The sequence below is a fragment of the Labilithrix luteola genome (genome assembly GCF_001263205.1).
Classification (GTDB): Bacteria; Myxococcota_A; Polyangia; order Polyangiales; family Polyangiaceae; genus Labilithrix; species Labilithrix luteola.
Genome location: NZ_CP012333.1, coordinates 1,738,628 through 1,755,690, shown reverse-complemented (window position 1 = coordinate 1,755,690; position 17,063 = coordinate 1,738,628). Strand labels below are relative to the sequence as shown.

The 17,063-nt window shown below is 64.7% G+C and carries 15 protein-coding genes; all 15 read left to right on the top strand.

The genetic code is table 11. The annotated features are described in order from the left end of the window. Positions 1 to 34: 34 nt before the first annotated feature. Positions 35 to 1,075 (top strand): hypothetical protein, encoded by a 1,041-nt coding sequence (locus tag AKJ09_RS07980; RefSeq protein WP_146646585.1) that lies wholly within the window; start codon positions 35 to 37, stop codon positions 1,073 to 1,075. 58 nt (positions 1,076 to 1,133) lie between these two features. Beyond that, positions 1,134 to 1,673, top strand: a complete 540-nt coding sequence (locus AKJ09_RS07975; protein ID WP_146646584.1) for an RNA polymerase sigma factor — start codon at positions 1,134 to 1,136, stop codon at positions 1,671 to 1,673. Further along, positions 1,670 to 2,413, top strand: a complete 744-nt coding sequence (locus AKJ09_RS07970) for a hypothetical protein (RefSeq protein ID WP_146646583.1) — start codon at positions 1,670 to 1,672, stop codon at positions 2,411 to 2,413. Before AKJ09_RS07975 ends, AKJ09_RS07970 begins: the two co-directional genes overlap by 4 nt. Further along, positions 2,410 to 3,609 carry a hypothetical protein gene (locus AKJ09_RS07965; RefSeq protein WP_146646582.1) on the top strand — a complete coding sequence of 400 codons (1,200 nt, stop codon included), beginning with the start codon at positions 2,410 to 2,412 and terminating at the stop codon, positions 3,607 to 3,609. Before AKJ09_RS07970 ends, AKJ09_RS07965 begins: the two co-directional genes overlap by 4 nt. Continuing rightward, positions 3,606 to 4,811, top strand: a complete 1,206-nt coding sequence (locus AKJ09_RS52780) for a WD40/YVTN/BNR-like repeat-containing protein (protein WP_169927362.1) — start codon at positions 3,606 to 3,608, stop codon at positions 4,809 to 4,811. The genes AKJ09_RS07965 and AKJ09_RS52780 overlap by 4 nt, the downstream gene beginning before the upstream one ends. Then, positions 4,808 to 6,124 (top strand): hypothetical protein, encoded by a 1,317-nt coding sequence (locus tag AKJ09_RS07955; RefSeq protein ID WP_146646580.1) that lies wholly within the window; start codon positions 4,808 to 4,810, stop codon positions 6,122 to 6,124. Before AKJ09_RS52780 ends, AKJ09_RS07955 begins: the two co-directional genes overlap by 4 nt. Positions 6,125 to 6,143: 19 nt before the next feature. After that, a complete protein-coding gene (locus AKJ09_RS07950; protein ID WP_146646579.1) occupies positions 6,144 to 7,181 on the top strand; it encodes an RCC1 domain-containing protein in 1,038 nt (345 codons plus the stop codon). Beyond that, positions 7,157 to 7,474 (top strand): RCC1 domain-containing protein, encoded by a 318-nt coding sequence (locus tag AKJ09_RS55925; protein ID WP_338035028.1) that lies wholly within the window; start codon positions 7,157 to 7,159, stop codon positions 7,472 to 7,474. The genes AKJ09_RS07950 and AKJ09_RS55925 overlap by 25 nt, the downstream gene beginning before the upstream one ends. Then, a complete protein-coding gene (locus AKJ09_RS07940) occupies positions 7,471 to 9,282 on the top strand; it encodes an IgGFc-binding protein (protein WP_169927361.1) in 1,812 nt (603 codons plus the stop codon). The genes AKJ09_RS55925 and AKJ09_RS07940 overlap by 4 nt, the downstream gene beginning before the upstream one ends. 711 nt (positions 9,283 to 9,993) lie before the next feature. Continuing rightward, positions 9,994 to 10,569, top strand: a complete 576-nt coding sequence (locus AKJ09_RS07935) for an RNA polymerase sigma factor (RefSeq protein ID WP_205633640.1) — start codon at positions 9,994 to 9,996, stop codon at positions 10,567 to 10,569. A 9-nt stretch (positions 10,570 to 10,578) separates the two neighbouring features. Then, positions 10,579 to 11,385 carry an outer membrane protein assembly factor BamD gene (locus AKJ09_RS07930; protein ID WP_146646575.1) on the top strand — a complete coding sequence of 269 codons (807 nt, stop codon included), beginning with the start codon at positions 10,579 to 10,581 and terminating at the stop codon, positions 11,383 to 11,385. A gap of 69 nt (positions 11,386 to 11,454) precedes the next feature. Beyond that, a complete protein-coding gene (locus AKJ09_RS07925) occupies positions 11,455 to 12,690 on the top strand; it encodes a hypothetical protein (RefSeq protein WP_146646574.1) in 1,236 nt (411 codons plus the stop codon). 41 nt (positions 12,691 to 12,731) lie between these two features. Then, positions 12,732 to 13,985 (top strand): beta propeller repeat protein, encoded by a 1,254-nt coding sequence (locus tag AKJ09_RS07920; protein WP_146646573.1) that lies wholly within the window; start codon positions 12,732 to 12,734, stop codon positions 13,983 to 13,985. Further along, complete coding sequence (locus AKJ09_RS07915; protein WP_146646572.1) at positions 13,982 to 15,250, top strand: beta propeller repeat protein; 1,269 nt, start codon at positions 13,982 to 13,984, stop codon at positions 15,248 to 15,250. Before AKJ09_RS07920 ends, AKJ09_RS07915 begins: the two co-directional genes overlap by 4 nt. Positions 15,251 to 15,255: 5 nt before the next feature. Beyond that, entirely contained in the window at positions 15,256 to 17,061 is a 1,806-nt protein-coding gene (locus AKJ09_RS07910; RefSeq protein WP_146646571.1) for an IgGFc-binding protein, read from the top strand. Positions 17,062 to 17,063 lie beyond the last annotated feature (2 nt).

The following is a 17,063-nucleotide window of genomic DNA, read 5'->3' as shown; positions in this document are numbered from 1 at the left end:
CATTCGACATCCGTTGTGCCTAGTATCTCTTGCGTTGCGAGCGGCGATCTGGCCCGTCCTCTTCGTCGCCCTTCTCGGAACGCGTCAGACACGCGCCTCGGAGCCACTGCGCTTTCATCTCGACTACATCGTCGATCCGAATGCGAAGGGCTGCCCTGACCGTACCGCGTTCGTGCGCGAGACCGAACGGCTCGTCGGCTCGGTTGCGTTCGACCCCAACGCCGAACGACGGATCGTTGCTCGCATCGAGAAGACGCCGTCAGGACTGAACGGTACCGTCAGCTTCGAAGCGAGCGCGCTGGAAGCAAGGCAGAGCTTCACCGAGGCCTCTTCCCATTGCTCCGAGCTTGCCTCGTCGATGGCGCTCGCGGCGGCCATGGCGATCGAGCGGCTGCAGAACTCCAAGGTGGAGGTCGACGGAGAGCCCGTCGCGAAACCCTCGGACGGAGAGCCCGTGGAGAAGCCCTTGGAGCCTGGCTCGGTGCCTGGCCCTCTCGCGCCGGAGCCGCCTCGCGCCACGCCGCCGAGCGCGCGCCCGGCCGCGCCACCTACGCCGCCCACGAAAGCGAAGCTCGATCTCTCGACCGCGGCGAACGTGGGACTGGCCGCGGGCTATGCGCCAGGCATCAGGCCGCTGGCAAGTGTCGGCCTTCGGATTGGCCGTCGCGGGCCGGCGATCCCGCGTTCGCTCGAGCTCGGGCTGCTCTCCGTCTATCCGGGGAGCGCGTATGGCTCGAGGGAAGGTCGCATCCTTCTCGAGCTTCGAGCCGCGACGGCTCAGCCGTGCGTTGGTATCGCGTCGTGGCTCGACACGTGCGCCTCCGCGACGGTCGGTGCGCACCGTGCGCGAGGTTCGGGGATCCCGAATGCTCGTGAGCAAGACGTGTTTTTCATGGCGCTCGGCCTCCGAGTGAACGGTCGAGCTTCCATCGTGCCAGGTCTCGACCTACGCGTACGCGGCGGCGTGGACTTCCCAGTGTCGCGCGCGACATTCCGCTTGGGCGAGGAGGCCGTCTACTCCGTCCCGATGATCGCGGGGCTGATCGAGGCAGGGCTCTCCGCCCACCTGCCGTGAACGTTTTCTTCATGACGGAATGACGGATTCGTCGGCCTGACGCCAAACGAGGCCGACGATGGTGGCGATGCCAGCGACGCTGCAGGACACTCACGAGGCCGTGTTCTGCTCGATGTTTCGAGCGCACTACGGCTACGTGTGCCACACGCTCCTGCGCCTGGGTGTGCGAGAGTCCGACGTGGAGGACCAGGCCCACGAGCTCTTCTTGGCGGTGCACCGCCAGCTCGACTCCTACGACGACACGAGGCCTCTCCGACCGTGGCTCTTCGGATTCGCCGTCCGCGCGGCTTCCGCCTATCGCAGGCTCGCACGCCATCATCACGAGGTGCGAACGGACCGCGAAGTGGCCTCACGCGGCCCGGCGCTGGACGCCGAGAGCGAAGCGCACGCGAGGCGTCTCGTGCTCGAGGCGCTCGGAGCGATCAGCGATCTCGGAAAGCAGTCGGTCTTCGTGCTGCACGAGCTGGACGGCTTCAGCATCCCCGAAGTGGCAGCAGCTCTCGGCATCCCTCTCAACACGGCCTACTCGAGACTCCGCGTTGCTCGTCAGGAATTCAGGCGTGCCGTTCTACAGCTCGAAAATGAGGAGGAAACGTGAGCCAGCATGATGAGCTCGAAGACGGCGAGTGGGCGCGCGATGCGAGATCGCAGAGACTGCTCGATGCTGAGCGTCGAGTCGATATGCACGTCCCCGCGGATGTCGTCGAGCACGCGCTCGGGCGGACGCGCACGACGCTCGGGCTGCCGGCGAGCGGCGGACATCGACTGGCGACGGGCTGGATGAAGTTGCTCGCGGGCGGGGCACTGATCGCCGCGAGCGGAGCGTTCCTCGTGTCTTCGCGCTCGGCCTCCTTCTCTTCCTCTGCGCCGGCTTCGCCGGTGGCGACATCGGAATCGAACACGCCTCCTGCCGATAGCCGCGAGACGACCACCGACGCCGCCGCGGAAGAGACGGCGACTGCAACCGCACCACGCGAGCCCAGCACGGTCGACGTCGCAGCGCTCCCTTCCGTCCTCTTGCCAACGCCGAAGCGCGCGCCGAGGAAAGGGGGGGCCGAACAGCCCGACATCGAGTCGAGCCGTCTCGCGCAGGAACGCGCCCTCATCCTCCAGATCCGCGAAGCGCTCCAACGGCGAAAATTCTCCGACGCATCTCGGCTGATCGCGCGCCATGAATCCGAATTTCCCCAAGGTCAATTCGTAGAGCAGCGCAAGGCGCTTCATGTGTGGCTCACACGCGATCAAGGCAAGAACGACCAAGCCGATCTCGAGGCCGGCGAGTTCAAGGCCGAACATCCCGAAAGTCTGATGGTGCCTTCCGTAGGGGCCGGGAAATGAATCTCCTTCGCTCTTCGACGGTAGGCCTCGTGATCGGCCTTGGCATCGTGGCCTGTTCCAACGTCCGCCTGGGCGACCAACGCTTCGACCAGGGCGGGGACACTCCCCAGTTCACCGCGCCGGATGCCGACGCCTCGGACGTCGATGCCTCGGCATCGGAGGCCGGGCCTCTCTCGTATTGCCCCTCGGACCAATGCCCTGCGGGATATACGACGTGTCCGAATTCGGAGTTTCTTTGCGACGTCAACCTGCAGGCCGACAGGCAGAACTGCGGCGCGTGCGGAGCCGCCTGTCCAGTGACGAGCGAACGTGAAACATACGAATGCATCGACGGCAAATGCGTCATGCAGTGCAGCACTTCCCCTCCGACCCTCGACTGCGATGGCCTCCCCGACAACGGTTGCGAGGCGTATGCGGAGCGGAACACCTCCTGCGGGGCGTGCGGCGTCATCTGCACCGATCCGACCAAGCCGTGTTTGCGACAGTCGATCGGTAACAACGACTTCAAATGCGGCTGCCCGCACGGAGACTACTGTCTAGGGGAATGCGTCGACATGACGAGCGACGACTTCAACTGCGGAGCATGTGACAACTATTGTCCACGGAGTGGCGACGGCGGCAGTATCCCTTCGAGCTTTCACATGTACTACGGCTGCGCGAATAGCGAGTGCGGCCACCCCAAATGCAAGGCGAACTGGGCCAACTGCGACGGCGATTTCAGCAATGGATGCGAGACGAGTCTACTGTCGGCGACCGACTGCGGCGCCTGCGGGACCACTTGCTCCGCGGGCCAAGCCTGCAAAAAGGACGAGGGCTACGCAGGGTCACCTCCCCGATGCATGTGCCCCGATGGACAGTCCTATTGCCCGAGCGAGGCATCCGAAAATGCCGGATCTTGTCGCGACTTCGCCTCCGACCGCAAAAACTGCGGCGGATGCAACATCGTCTGCCCAGTCACCAATACGTCAGTAGGGATATGTGTCAAAGGTATTTGCCAGTCGGAGTGTGTGACCGGACTGGCTGATTGCAACGGAAACGAGGCCGACGGTTGCGAGGTGAATGTCGCCAGCGATCCACGGAATTGCGGGGGTTGCGGGATCGCCTGCAGCGCAACTGCTGGCCAGGCGTGCGTGCAAGGCCGATGCGTGGTCAAACCCTGCGATGACACCGTCGATGCCGGAAGAGGTCCCCAATGAGCGTTCGCTGGACGGCCCTCCTTCTCGTCGTGGCAGCATGCGCTTCGACGGAATCCACCGCTCCGCAGCCGGAGGATGATTCGCGCGTGCCCGTGCCACCGCCTCCGCCGGCGGACAGCGGGGTCGACGCGACTTCAGAGGTGGACGCAGGCCCGTGCGCCGATTGCGAGTACTTTCCCAGCGTCTGCTCTCCCGACGCGCTCTGCCCCAACGGCCCCTTCGATTCGGATCTCGACGGCGGCAGCCTCGACCAACAGGTAACGATAACCGCGATCCGGGGACGCTCGGCCAGCGACGTCTGGGCCGTTGGCACGAAGGGATCCGTCGTCCACTTCGACGGTACGACGTGGAACCGGTCGGAGCTGGGGAGTCTCGAGACCCTGCGTGGGCTTTGGTTACGCGATATCGGCGAGGTCGCGATCGCCAGTTGGACGAGCGTCTATACACGCGACGTCGACGTTCCCGACGCAGACCCGGCTCCTTCGGCAGGTGGCTGGACGTCGACTTCGCCGACGCTATCGAGCGAGCTGAAGTCCTCCTTCCACAGCTACCCGATGGTGACCAACGCGTGGAGCGCTCCTGGCTCGCAGTGGCTTTGGTGTTCGTCGATGACCACCCGACCGGATTACAGGTTGAGCGGCCTCTGGCGTATGCGCCAATCGCCATCCAATCAGTTCGAAATCCAGGCGGGGGTGCCCTCGGCGACGTGCAACGACAATGGATGCCTGCGAATGCGAAGCATCCACGGCGCCACGGCCGACGAGTTGTGGGCGGTCGGCGAATCGGGCGTGGCGATCCGCATCCTTGGCGCGGAGAGTGACACGCCCAGCATCGAGGCGTTCAACACCCAGACGTCGAACGCGCTGAACGGAGTTTGGTGCGCGACCTCGTCCGAGGCCTGGGCTGTTGGCGCGAACGGGACCATCCGCCATTACACGGGCGATCCCATGCTCTGGGCCGTGGTCTCGGACGTCCCCACGACGGAGACTCTCCACGCCGTATCGGGCTCCTCCGCGACGGACGTCTGGGCCGTCGGCGAGGCCGGCGTGGTCCTCCACTACGACGGAGCAAAATGGTCTCGCGTGAAGGTTGCCGGACTCGGCAAGCGAAGACCGAACCTCAAGACGGTGTGGGTCTCCGAACCAGGGCATGTCTGGGTTGGAGGTGAGGGCACGATTCTCTCGATCGGAGGAAAGTCGTGAGGGCGACGCTTCTCGTCTGCTGCGGCTCGCTCGTACTCGGAGCCACCACCTCGGTCGTGGCTTGCGCGAGCTCCTCCGAGGCAGAGCCGCCGACGACGCCGGCGTCTTCTCCCGATTCGGGAGGAGACAACATCCAACCCGCAGATGGCGGGCCGAGCGAACCCGAAACAGGCACCGATGCCGCGGTCGACGGACAAGCCTGCAGTGCCGCGGGATGGTGTCGAACGACATTGCCCGACGAAGAGCTCGTCGTGAGGGACATCTGGCCGATCGGCGATCGCGCGTTCGCGATCGCGCAGAGCTCGGTCCTCGGTATCAAGGTCCTCGAGTGGGAAGAAGCCGACGCCACCTGGAACTACATCGACGACGGCACTCAGAACGACGCGTTCGGCAAGTATACGGGCGGGATCTGGGCCCCCAATGGGGACGAGATCTACTACGCCGTAGACCCAGGCTACATCTATCACGGAAAGCGTTCCCAGCCGCCGGCGACGACCTGGTCGTGGACCCGACAGAAACTCAAGGGCAATAGCCTCGGCGACGATATCGATCGGCCAGACGGCTACCCGTATTACTCCGCCCTGAATGCGAACTACCCGGCCCTGGGCGTCTGGGGGACGAGTGCCGACGACGTCTACGCATGGTTCGCGAATACCATTTATCATCGAACGGGCGTCGCCGGCGCCGCGCCGGAATGGGTACCCGAGTACACGGCGGACGATGCATCTGCGTCGACCGAGCATATCTACTTCCTCGCAGCTGCGGGGACAGGCTCCGACGAGGTCTGGTTCTCCGGTGCGAGAACGACAGCCCCTTCGAGCGGAGCCTGTGCCGTCCTCGTGCGCAAGACCGCAGGGAATTATCAGAGAATTGCGGACGGCACCCTCACCAGCAGCACGTCCAGATGTACCGCCAAAGATGGATATCAGCTGATCGGTGGCACCGAGGGATGGCTTACCGACATTCATATGCCATCGGCAAACCGAATCATCGGCCTCAAGGGCGCTCGTGACGTCCTGGACGTCGTGGCGTCGGGAGATGGCTATTCGGTCTCCGTTGCGCAAGTCCCCACGTCGCTGGTTCGCAAGCCGCTAAACTCCTTGTGGGTTGCGCTCGAGGGGCCATGGCTGAGCGGACTCGGGATCGTCGTTCGATCCAAGAGCAACGTCTGGGACGGCGGTTCCTTCGAGATATCGACGGTCGCCTATGGTGGAGCGGCGCTCAACCAATCTCTCCATCGAGTTCGCGGCACGTCCAATACCAACCTATGGGCCATCGGTGTCCACAATGCGCTCCACAAGACGAGTCCTTGATCGATATTCACTAGGGGCCATGCTGCTCTTGGCGGCGTGCGGCGCGGCGGCGGCGAGCTGTTCGAGTCCCGAGGACAGAAGCGACGACGTTTTGGCGGATGCGGGGCCAGAGCTGACGGTCGATGGTGCGGCGCCATCCGACGCCGGAGAGCCGGACGCAATCACACCCGACGCGCCGCCTCCGCCCTTCGACGGAGGACCTCTTCCGGTGGTCTGTAGCTCGGATCCGTGTGTGACGTCGCTGGTGACGACGCTCGGGGTCGACGACTCCGATCGCAGCGAGGGCTATTGTGCTCTTCTTCGCGACGGCACCGTGGCGTGCTGGGGGGCGAACGGGGGAGGACAGCTCGGTCGTGGCGACGAGGCGAGCACGTCGGACAGCCCGACGGCCATGCGCGTCGTCGGGCTTTCGGAGATCGAAGAGCTCAATCACACGTGCGCTCTCGACAAAAGCGGCGGCGTGTCATGCTGGGGCACCGGACCTTTTCTTCGCGATGGCAGCGGTGCGCGCACGACCGAGCGCACGCCGATCAAGCTGCCTCTTCCGCCCATGAGGCACGTGGGCGTGGGAGCAGACGTCGCGTGCGCGTCGAACGATGACGGACTGCTCTGCTGGGGAAAGAACACGAACGGACAGTGTGCGCCGCTCACCAGCACGCCGGCGGCAACGCTCACCCCACCACTGTCGATCACGTTGCCGAGCGGGCCGCCGATCCAGGCTGTCCTCGTGAGCCGTGCATCGTTCATCGTCCGGGAGGACGGTGCGACGCTGAGCTGGGGGATGAACCCTCCGCTCGCTCGGGCTTCGTCGCTCAGGCCCGATCCGTACCCCCTGCCGATTGCCCTCACCGGTATCTCTTCGATCGATCTGACGAGTGAGAGTGCGTGCGCGACGGCCAGCGGCATTGGCTACTGCTGGGGAGATGTGGAGGTCCGCGATGACCTCGGCTACGTCCTCAAGCCGCTCGTTCGGCTACTCCCCGATCCGGTCGTGGCACCGGAGCCGCTGGTTCAGATCGCCACGACGCGGTTGTGGGTCGACCAGAACGCGGGATAACGACGGTTCAACGGCAGCGATGGTGCGCCGTCGGCGCGTCGGGGGCCGTCTACTGCTGGGGAGCCAATGCGAGCGGTCAGGCCGGCGACGGTACCAAGGAGCACGCGTATTCCGCGGTCAAGGTCCAGGGGCTGCCAACGACTGCAGCACAGGTCAAGGCGATGTCCGACTCCACATGCGCGCTCCTGACGAACGGTAAAGTGTATTGCTGGGGTGCGAATTACTACGGACAAATCGGAAACGGAAAAGCCCGAATGCCGACTCTCGTGCCCGAAGAAGTGGTGCTGCCGTGAACGGATTTACAACGATGCACCGAGCCATGGCCGCTGCCCTCGGCGTGACGTTCGCGGCTGCCTGCATGGCCGCGTGCTCGAAGGATCGCGGTGGGTTCGCCACCGACGAGCATACGTTCTTCGATGCCTCGGTCTCGCCCGATGCTCCCGCCACTCCGGACTGCCCCCTGCAGTGTTCGCTCGACGGGCGTTCGGTGATCGAAACCTGCGGGGGAACTGTCGTCCAATCGTGCGCCGACGATCTCGCATGCGGAGCCGCGAAGTGCCAGGACCCATGCGCAGCGGCAGCCGCCGATCGAAGCTCGAACGGATGCGACTTCTATTTTCAAATGCCACGCATGGACAAGCTGTTCCCCCACAGCTGCAATGCTGCCTTCATCGTCAATACGTCGGCGCACCCGGTCGACATGACGCTCGAACGTGACGGAAATGAGATCGACATCTCGAAGTCGGTCTTCCGTACGAGTCCGGGCAGCGCAGAGCTCGTCTCTCACGCCGGAGCCATCCCCCCGGGCGAGAGCGTCATTCTCTTCCTCTCCGACTCTCCGCCCGGGTTCGCGGCTTCGGGTTACATCCGGTGCCCCCTCGGCGTGACCCCTGCCACCACCGAGGACACGGTTCCTCATAGAACGGGGATCGGGTCGTCTTTCCGGCTGACCACGAACATGCCCGTGGCGCTCACATCGATGTATCCGTTCGGCGGAGCCGCATCGCAATATCCCACTGCCACGCTCGTACTGCCGGTGGCGACATGGGGGAAGGAGCACATGCTCGTCAACGGATGGGCAGCGAGCTCGGCAGGCGATCCGGGGCTTCAGATTGTTGCTTCACAGGACGACACCGAAGTAACCATTTTGCCGAACAAGGACATCGTGAGTGGGCCGGGAGTCGTAGGTGGCCGCGCAGGGGAGCCGACGAAGTACAGGCTGTCGCGAGGGCAACACCTGCAGCTCGTCCAGTCCGAAGAGCTCTCTGGCAGCATCGTGACCTCGGACAAGCCCATAAGTACGTTCGGAGGGAACTCTTGTGCATTCGTTCCGTCCTCCGCGAAATATTGCGATATTCTCTTTCAGCAGATCCCGCCGTTCGAGCAGTGGGGATCGGAGTATGTCGGCGTGGCCTACCGACCACGTCGCGGCAACGAGCACGAGCCCGTTCCGTATCGAATCGTCGCAGCGAGGGATGGGACCGTTCTCGAGTACGATCCCGCCGTTCCCGCGGGCGCGCCGACGACGATGAGCGCGGGCGAGGTGGCCGTGTTCGAACACGGAACAGGCGACGCATTCGTCGTCCGGACGCAGGACGTCGAGCATCCTATTTACGTATCCGCGCACATGACTGGTGGCGACGGTGCCCCACCTCCCAATTCCACCGCGCAGAGCTTCAGCGGCGCGGGCGATCCGGAGTTCGTCAACGTCATTCCGGCAGCACAATACTTGAGCTCGTATAGCTTCTACGCCGATCCCACGTACGCGGAGACCGCGATCACCATCGTCCGACGGAAGACAAACGGAGCCTTCAAAGACGTATGGCTGGAGTGCGCCGGCACGCTGACCACGTGGAAGCCCGTCGGAACTCGGGGCGAGTACGAATACACGAGGGTCGACCTGTCACGCGCCCGCAAGTCCGGTGATACGTTCGGAGAGGGCGATGCCGCCACGACCTGCCAGACCGGGCTGCAGCGTATGCGGAGCGACGGCCCGTTCACCGCGACGGTGTGGGGCTGGGACGCGTACGCGAGCTACGCGTACCCCGGTGGAACGGCCCAGCGGACGCTCGTCACGACGTCACTCGTACAGGTAAACTGACAGGGCGCCGCGAGCGCCGCGCGGTAGTCGCGTCGACCTCGTCGTGGAGCGGGTTGTGGAACCATCCGCCGAGGTGAGCTCCTGCTCGACGTCGGAGCCGAGGGCTGAGAGCGCGAGCGTCATCGCCCTCGCGCCCTGGTGCAACCGGCTCATCGCCGCGCTCGCGGTCATGGCTGCGGTTGTGGAGCTTCCGCCCGCGCTTCCTCAGCCGCTCGCGCCGCCGGTCTCCGATCCGCCTTCACTGGCGATGACGCCGTGGGCCGCGGCCTTCCCGAGCGCTTCGTGCGTCGTGCGGATCTGCAAGCGTGCAGTGGAGCGAGCCCCGTCTCGGGGCCTGCAGCGACGTCCTTCGCGTGGGCATGCTCCGCGGGTCGCCATGCGTCGAAGGTACGCTTGGTCGAGTGGAGGCCATCGCGCCCGCGCCTCTGCCGTTCCGTCCGGAAGTACGGCGGTGGGGGACTACCGGCGCGTCGGTCCGACGTTCGTGGCAGCTGCGTCCGGCGCTCCCCATCGAGACGATCTACGCACCGCCGTCGATCGGTCCGTTCGCAGCAACTGCGTTCGTTGCCCGCCTACATTCGCGCGCAAATCCTGCAAGCGCGGCAGTGAAGAGCCGGCCGTATTTCGCGGACGTCGAACGTATTGATGGTGCAGTGACGATTTTGGGATCGGCTGGGTAGACTGGTGGGATTGCGCGTCTACGAGGATCGCGTGTTCGCAGCACACCCGGCGGTATTGACTACAGACGACAATCAGGAAGGGCGACCCGTCCGCGCGCTCGACCCGCGTCTTCAGCTGCTCGCCGCCGAGTACTACGACTTCGTCTGGCGTTCGCTTCGCCGTCTGGGCGTCTCACCCCCCGAAACCGACGACGCAACCCAACAAGTCTTCCTGATTCTCTCGCACAAGCTGTCAGCCGTGCGGGAGGGCAGTGAGCGAAGCTACATCTTCTCGATCGTCATGCGTGTGGCGTCGAAGGCGCGTCGCGCCAAGGCGACGACGTCGAAACGAGAAGTGCCGGAGAGCGATGCGCCCGAGCCGCCGTCCACCGCGGCAACGGCGGAAGCTTCCCTAGGCCGTGCGCAAGCGCGCGTGATGCTCGACGAGATCCTTGCAGGGCTGTCCGAAGAACGTCGGGTGGTCTTTGTGCTGTTCGAACTCGAAGAGTTGACCAAGCCCGAGATCGCGAACCTGCTCGAAATCCCAGTCGGCACCGTGTCGTCCCGTCTGCGGCGGGCGCGCGAAGACTTCGAAGCGGCGGTCGCTCGGCTTCACGCCAAAAAGTAAGGAGTTCTAGTGACACCTCCGGATTCCGAACGGCTCATCCGCGGTTCGACGAACGATATGACGCGCACGCTGCTCGAGTCTGCGAAGGGCGATGCGCCCGATCCGCACGCGCGGTCACACATGCTCGCGGCGCTCGCGTCGGCGCCAGCCGCTCCCGAGACGGTTGGCCTCGTACGCCGATTCGCGCGCCCGGGAGGAAACTACGTTTACGCCATCGGAGCGCTGCTCGTCCTCTCGGCGGGCGCAACGCTCACCGTTGCCACGACGTCGAACTCGAGTTCCCCACCCGGCCAAGTAACGACCTCGACGCCGAGCACGACGCCGGCGGCTCCGGAGTCCGTCGAAGAGACGAGCGCAAGCGCCTCTGCCGGCCCGGTCGTGACTCCCGACGCCCTGCCAAGCGCTCCGGTCGCCGATGTCGAGACGGCTCCAAAGGTGATTTCGGCAAAGCGGGCAAAGCTCGTCGAAGCCGTCCCGAAAGGCGCCGCCAACGACAACGCATCCACGCTCGCGCGCGAGATCGCAGCCGTCGAAGCCGCGCGGACCGCTCTCGCCTCGGGCGACCCCTCGCGTGCGCTGGCCCTCTTGGCCGAATACGACCGAGAGTTCCCGACGGGCGCGTTTGCCGTGGAAGTCTCCGTGCTCCGCATCGAAGCGCTCGCACGCGCGGGGCGCATCGACGAAGCACGCGCGCTCGGCGCCCGATTTCTCGCGCTTCATCCGCACGGGGCATTTGCGAGGCGCGTCGCCCTCACGCTCGGAAGAAGCAATGCCCCACCGACCTCCGCCGTTGCCCCCGATGCGCGCGGCGACTGAGCGCTGCCCGCGCGACATCCGCCAGTCGGTAACTCGGACCGTTCGAGCATCTTCGAAGGAGTTTCATCCGTGAAACGTCGTCTCGTTGGAATTTCTAGCCTGCTCCTCGCAGCGCTCCTCACGCCATCGTGCGCCACCAATAACGTCTCGCTCGGACCGGGACTCGAAGACGCCGGTCAGCCCGATTCGGGAACGGCCCCGAGTGGGTCCTTCATCCCGACGCCGGATCCCGACGGAGGCGAGACCGTGACCGTCGACGCGGGCGTACCGCCGACGGAAACGGTGAAAGCTTGTATCGGGACGGAGTGCACCTGGCCTCACGCCACGTGCGATGACGGCGCCGTTGCTCGTTGCAATGTCGACTTGCTCACCGACAACAACAATTGTGGCGCGTGTGGGCACGTCTGCAGCAACTACGCGCCGCTCTACGTGGCGACCAGATGCTCGAACGGGCAGTGCAAGCCGTTTTGCTCGCAATCGGGCCTCTTGGACTGCAATGGTCTCATCGACGACGGCTGCGAGACCCAAATCGCCATCGACGCGAACAACTGTGGATCTTGCGGCAACAAGTGCGCGGACGGCCAGCCTTGCAACAACGGCGTATGCGGGTGTGCCCCAGGCCAGGTCATTTGCAACGGCCAGTGTGTCGACATCGCCAGCGACCGGAACAATTGCGGCGCATGCGGGAACGTCTGTCCGATTGGCTCCAAGCCGTGTGACCCGAAAGACATTCCTCCGAACAGCAAGTACACGTGCTCGCAGGGCGTGTGCGGGAAGTTCGTTTGCAACGGCGGATTCGCAGACTGCAACGGTGACATGGCTTTCGGTTGCGGCTCGACCGACGGCTGCGAGACCGACATCATCTACGATGCGAACAACTGCGGCGGCTGCGGGAACAAGTGCGCGCCGGGCCAGTTTTGCCGATTGGGGCCCGGCGGGCGCCCGACGTGCCTTTGCGGTCCTGGCGAAACGGCGTGTGGCGCGATCGGCAGCCCGACGGGGAACATCTACTGCTACGACCTTTCCAACGATCCGAACAACTGCGGTGCGTGCGGGCACGTTTGCCCGACGGCGCCAAACGCCACCGCCGTTTGCAAAAGTGGCATTTGCGGACTCAAGTGCCCTGCGAACAGGGCCGATTGCAACGGCAGTTGGGCGGACGGGTGCGAAATCGACCTGCTCACCAACATGAACAACTGCGGCGCATGCGGGAACGCGTGTGACTCCGACGCGGGCCAGCCCTGCATCAACGGTTCGTGCCTGATGGTCGAATGTGACGCCGGCGGCGTCGGAGATCCTCACTGATGGAACCCAAGCGAACGAATTCAACGAAGCTCGCTCGACCGATGAATCCTTCTCGCATCGTGCTCCTGACGTCCCTCGCGGTCTTTACCGCGACGGCTGCGGTCGTCGCTTGCGCAGAGTCCGGCGAGCAGCCGCAGAGCCTCGCTCCCGACGCCCAGAGGATCGAAACTCCCGACGCGCCTGTCGAGGCCGCCGATGCGCACAAAGACGCCGAATCGGACGCGGATGCGGACGCAGGTGATGGGGGATGCGAATCCCTCGATCCTTCCCAGTGCACGACCGAGCAGAAGCCCTGTGACAGCGTCGATTGGTGTCCCGCGACGAACCCCGGCGATCCACGACGCGCGCTGACATCGATCTGGGGAACGAGCAAAGACGACGTCTGGGCCGTCGGCTCCGCCGGCACGGTCATCCACTTCGACGGGACGCAGTGGACGTCCACCCCCGTGGACACGACCCGGACGCTCTTCTCCGTCGGCGGAAGCGGGCCGAACGACGTTTGGATCGTCGGGACGTACGGAACGGTCTATCACGGTCCCGGATTCGACGGCGGAACGGCCAATTGGCAGTCCACGCCGATCGTGCCCTATACGGGCACCGCCGAGCTCGCGATCTCCAGCGTCTGGGGCGGCTCTCCGAACGACATCTGGATTGGCGGAGAATCGATCAAGCTCGCGAGTCAGCCGAAGGCGGGCACCCAATACCGAAGCTCGACGCTCGCCGACGGTGGCATCGGCTGGGAAGTCATCTCGCCCTGCGCCAGCTGCAAGTTCATCGGCAGTGTCTGGGGCACGGACCCGAGCAACCTGTGGGCGGTCGGTGCGGGCGGCAAGACCTTCCATACGACCGTGGCGCGAAGTGGTCCCGACGGCGGCGTCGGCGATGCGGGTATCACCGACGCGGGAGGCGCCGCTGCGCCGGGCTGGATCGGAATCGACAGCCAGTCGACGCAGGATCTGCTCTCCGTATGGGGAACCAGCGACGACGACGTTTGGACTGTCGGCAGGCGCGGAACCGTTCGGCACTACCGCGCGGACGCCCCGAATTGGGCCATCGTGAACGTGCCGACGACGCAAGACCTCCACGCCGTGTGGGGTAGCTCCAGCGACGATATCTGGGCCGTCGGCGACTATGGCACCATCCTCCATTTCGACGGAACGAGCTGGCAAAACTCCAGCGCGGCCTTCCCCATTGGCCAGAAGCCGAACCTGTACGGCGTTTGGGGCAGCGCCAACAACGATGTCTGGATCGTCGGCGAGGGCATCCTCCTTCACTTCACGGGAGCGAAGAAATGAGTTTCTCCGTATGCGCGAGGGCGACGGCCTTGTTCGCGCTCGCCGCGGCGTTCGCCGTGGCCTGTGCGGACTCCACGGACGAGCACGAGAACCTCACGTCCGAGGACGGCTCGAACGACGCGGGTGACAACGTCGATGGTACGGTGCTGCCGACGCCCGAGAAGGACGCGGGCAACGTCGACGTCGACGTCGATGCTGATGTCGACGCGAGCATCGACGACGACGACGCAGTCGACGCCAGCGATGCCAGCGTCAAGAAGACCTGCACGGTCCAGGGGTGGTGTCCCACGCAGTTGCCTCCTTCGCAGACCCTTCGCGCCGTTTGGGGCGACGGCACCGGCATCGCTTGGACGGTGAGCGAACAGGGCAACATCCTTCGCTGGGACGGATCGGCTTGGTCGATCGTCTACACCGATCCGGGCAAGCTCTACGCGATCTGGGGCAGCGGTCCGACGGACATCTGGGTCGGCGGAGTGAACGGCGTCTTCCACGGAACCGGCGCGACGTCCGCGACGCTCTCTTGGACGCGCTTCCCCACGGAGAGCAACGTCCCGGTGCTCCAGATGTGGGGAACGGGCGCGAACGACGTCTGGGCCGTCGGAAACAACGGCACCATCAGCCGCATCTACCACTACGGCGGACCTAACGCCGGCGCAGACGCGACGGGGGGGTGGGTGACCGATCCCGCATCGGCGAGCGTCGTCGGATTGCTCGGGAGGATTTGGGGCTACGGCCCCGACAACGTCTGGGCGACGGGATACACGACTGTCTCCGCCAGGGATCAACCCGTCATCTGGCACAGGGCGCCCGGCGACGGCGGCGTGGCGTTCACGGAAGACAAATCGTTCACGTTCTTCGCGAGGAACACGCTGTATGGCGGAATCACCTCCGATACGAACAACATCATTTGGTACGGCCTGACGTCGGTTCAGCCGTACATCTACTGGCAGAAGAGAGCCGACAGCACTCAGCCGTATACGTGGACCAACGCCGCGTCGGTGACGTATCCCAATACTCCGTCGTGCAACAACCAGGTCCACAATGGCGTTTTCGGCGCCACGACGACGGACTTTTGGACGTTCGGTGAATACGGCCGACTCTGTCATTTCGACGGGAAGCTTTGGTCAGCCGCGGCCGTGTCGGTCGACCCGCTGCCCATGACGAACACCTTCTGGGCCGCGTGGGGGCCGGACGGCGCCACCAGTCCGCAATGGGTCGTCGGACAAGACGTTGCCATCCGCAAACAAGCCACCGGAAATCCATGAAGACGATGAATTCTTTCGATCGATGGTCCCGTGTGGTGGCGGCCTCTTGCGGCCTCCTGCTCGTAGGGTTTCTCGGAAACGCATGTTCCAAGAACGGCGACGGTTTCGAGGAGTCGAATCAGCAGCCCCAATTCAACAGCGATGCCGAAGCGCCGCTTGCGCCTGCCCCGGGTTGCCAGGAGGTCAAGTGCTCGCGCGACCTCAAAAAGGTCGTAAGTGCATGTGACGAGTCGGTTGTCGTCCAACAATGCGACACGGGCCTCGGATGCGCAGAGGGCGCGTGCATCCAGGACGCGTGCCGAAGCGCCGAGATCGCGAAGGGGTCGGTCGGCTGCTCGTTCTATACGATGCCACCGGTCGAGCTCGCGAACCGCACCGATCAGTGTTTTGCGGCGATCATTGCCAATACCTGGGACGTTCCGGTCAACGTGACGGCGGAATACGGGGGGCAATCGATCAATATTGCGAACTCGATCTACACGGCCGAGAAGGACGGCATCGCGACGGTTCACAAGCCGCTCGAGGGGCCGATTCCTCCGGGCGCCGTCGCGCTCGTCTTCTTGTCGCAAGCACCGGGCACGGATCCCGCCGGCGTATGTCCGCCAGGCGTCGTGCCAGCGCTCGCGGCAAATCCCATCATCGGAAGATCGGGATTCACGCAGGCGTTCCGATTGAACACGGATCTGCCCGTCAGCGCGTACTCGATCTATCCCTACGGTGGCGCGAAGACCTTCATTCCGAGCGCCACGCTGCTCTTGCCGACGTCGGCGTGGTCGACGAACTACCTCGCTGTCGACGGCTGGTCGGGCACGACCCAGGCGGCAAAGCCCTTTTTGCAGGTCGTTGCCCAAGAGGACAACACCGAAGTTCGGATGCGGCCCATCGTGAACGTCGAGGACGGGATATCCTTCACCGGCGGCGCCGCGGGCCAGACGCAGGTGTGGAATCTTTCGCGTGGCCAAGTCCTGCAGCTCACGCAGTTCAACTCGCTCGCTGGAAGTCCGATCGAGTCGACGAAGCCGGTTGGCTTGTTCGGTGGAACCCAGTGCAGTTACGTTCCGGGCAGCGCATCGTGCTGTTGCGACACGCTCGACCAACAGATTCCGCCGCTGTCGCAGTGGGGCAGTGAGTACGCGCTGGTGCCCTACCAATCACGGCTCGACACCGGTCTCGGTGGAGACCGGGCCATCGAAGAGGTTCCCTACCGCCTCGTCGGCGCGGTCAACGGTACGAAGCTGACGTACGACCCCGAAGCCCCCACGGGTGCGCCCGAGACCCTCGCCGCGGGCCAGGTCGTTTCCTTCTCGACGAAGCACTTGGTCACGGTGAAGAGCCAGGACAAGGATCATCCGTTCTACGCGGCGGTCTACATGACCAGCTCGACGGGGCCCAACGTCGGTAAGACCCTCGGAGATCCGGACTTCGTCAACATCGTGCCCTCCGATCAGTTCCTCGATCGTTACGTGTTCTCGACCGATCACACGTATCCGGAGACGTCGCTCACGCTCGTGCGCAAGAAGACCAACGGCGCGTTCGCGCCCGTCGAGCTCGACTGCGCGGGGAAGGTCACGGGGTGGCAGGCGCTCGACACCAAAGGTGACTACCAATACGCGTTCGTCAAGATGACGCACGGGTATCTGGCTCAGGCCTTCGGTACCTCGACGTGCGGGTACGGTCGCCACGAGGTGAAGAGCACGGGGCCGTTCTCCGTCACTGTCTGGGGCATGGGCACGGACGCGAGCTACGGGTATCCGGGCGGTATGGGACTTCGTCCCGTCAATACGGTGACCGTGCCGGTCGTCGTGCACTGATA

Excerpts from the sequence above, each read along its gene's own strand:
- AKJ09_RS07975 (WP_146646584.1), top strand. The coding sequence starts at position 1,134 with ATGGTGGCGATGCCAGCGACGCTGCAGGACACTCACGAGGCCGTGTTC.
- AKJ09_RS07965 (WP_146646582.1), top strand. The coding sequence starts at position 2,410 with ATGAATCTCCTTCGCTCTTCGACGGTAGGCCTCGTGATCGGCCTTGGC.
- AKJ09_RS52780 (WP_169927362.1), top strand. The coding sequence starts at position 3,606 with ATGAGCGTTCGCTGGACGGCCCTCCTTCTCGTCGTGGCAGCATGCGCT.
- AKJ09_RS07950 (WP_146646579.1), top strand. The coding sequence starts at position 6,144 with ATGCTGCTCTTGGCGGCGTGCGGCGCGGCGGCGGCGAGCTGTTCGAGT.
- AKJ09_RS07920 (WP_146646573.1), top strand. The coding sequence starts at position 12,732 with ATGAATCCTTCTCGCATCGTGCTCCTGACGTCCCTCGCGGTCTTTACC.
- AKJ09_RS07915 (WP_146646572.1), top strand. The coding sequence starts at position 13,982 with ATGAGTTTCTCCGTATGCGCGAGGGCGACGGCCTTGTTCGCGCTCGCC.
- AKJ09_RS07910 (WP_146646571.1), top strand. The coding sequence starts at position 15,256 with ATGAATTCTTTCGATCGATGGTCCCGTGTGGTGGCGGCCTCTTGCGGC.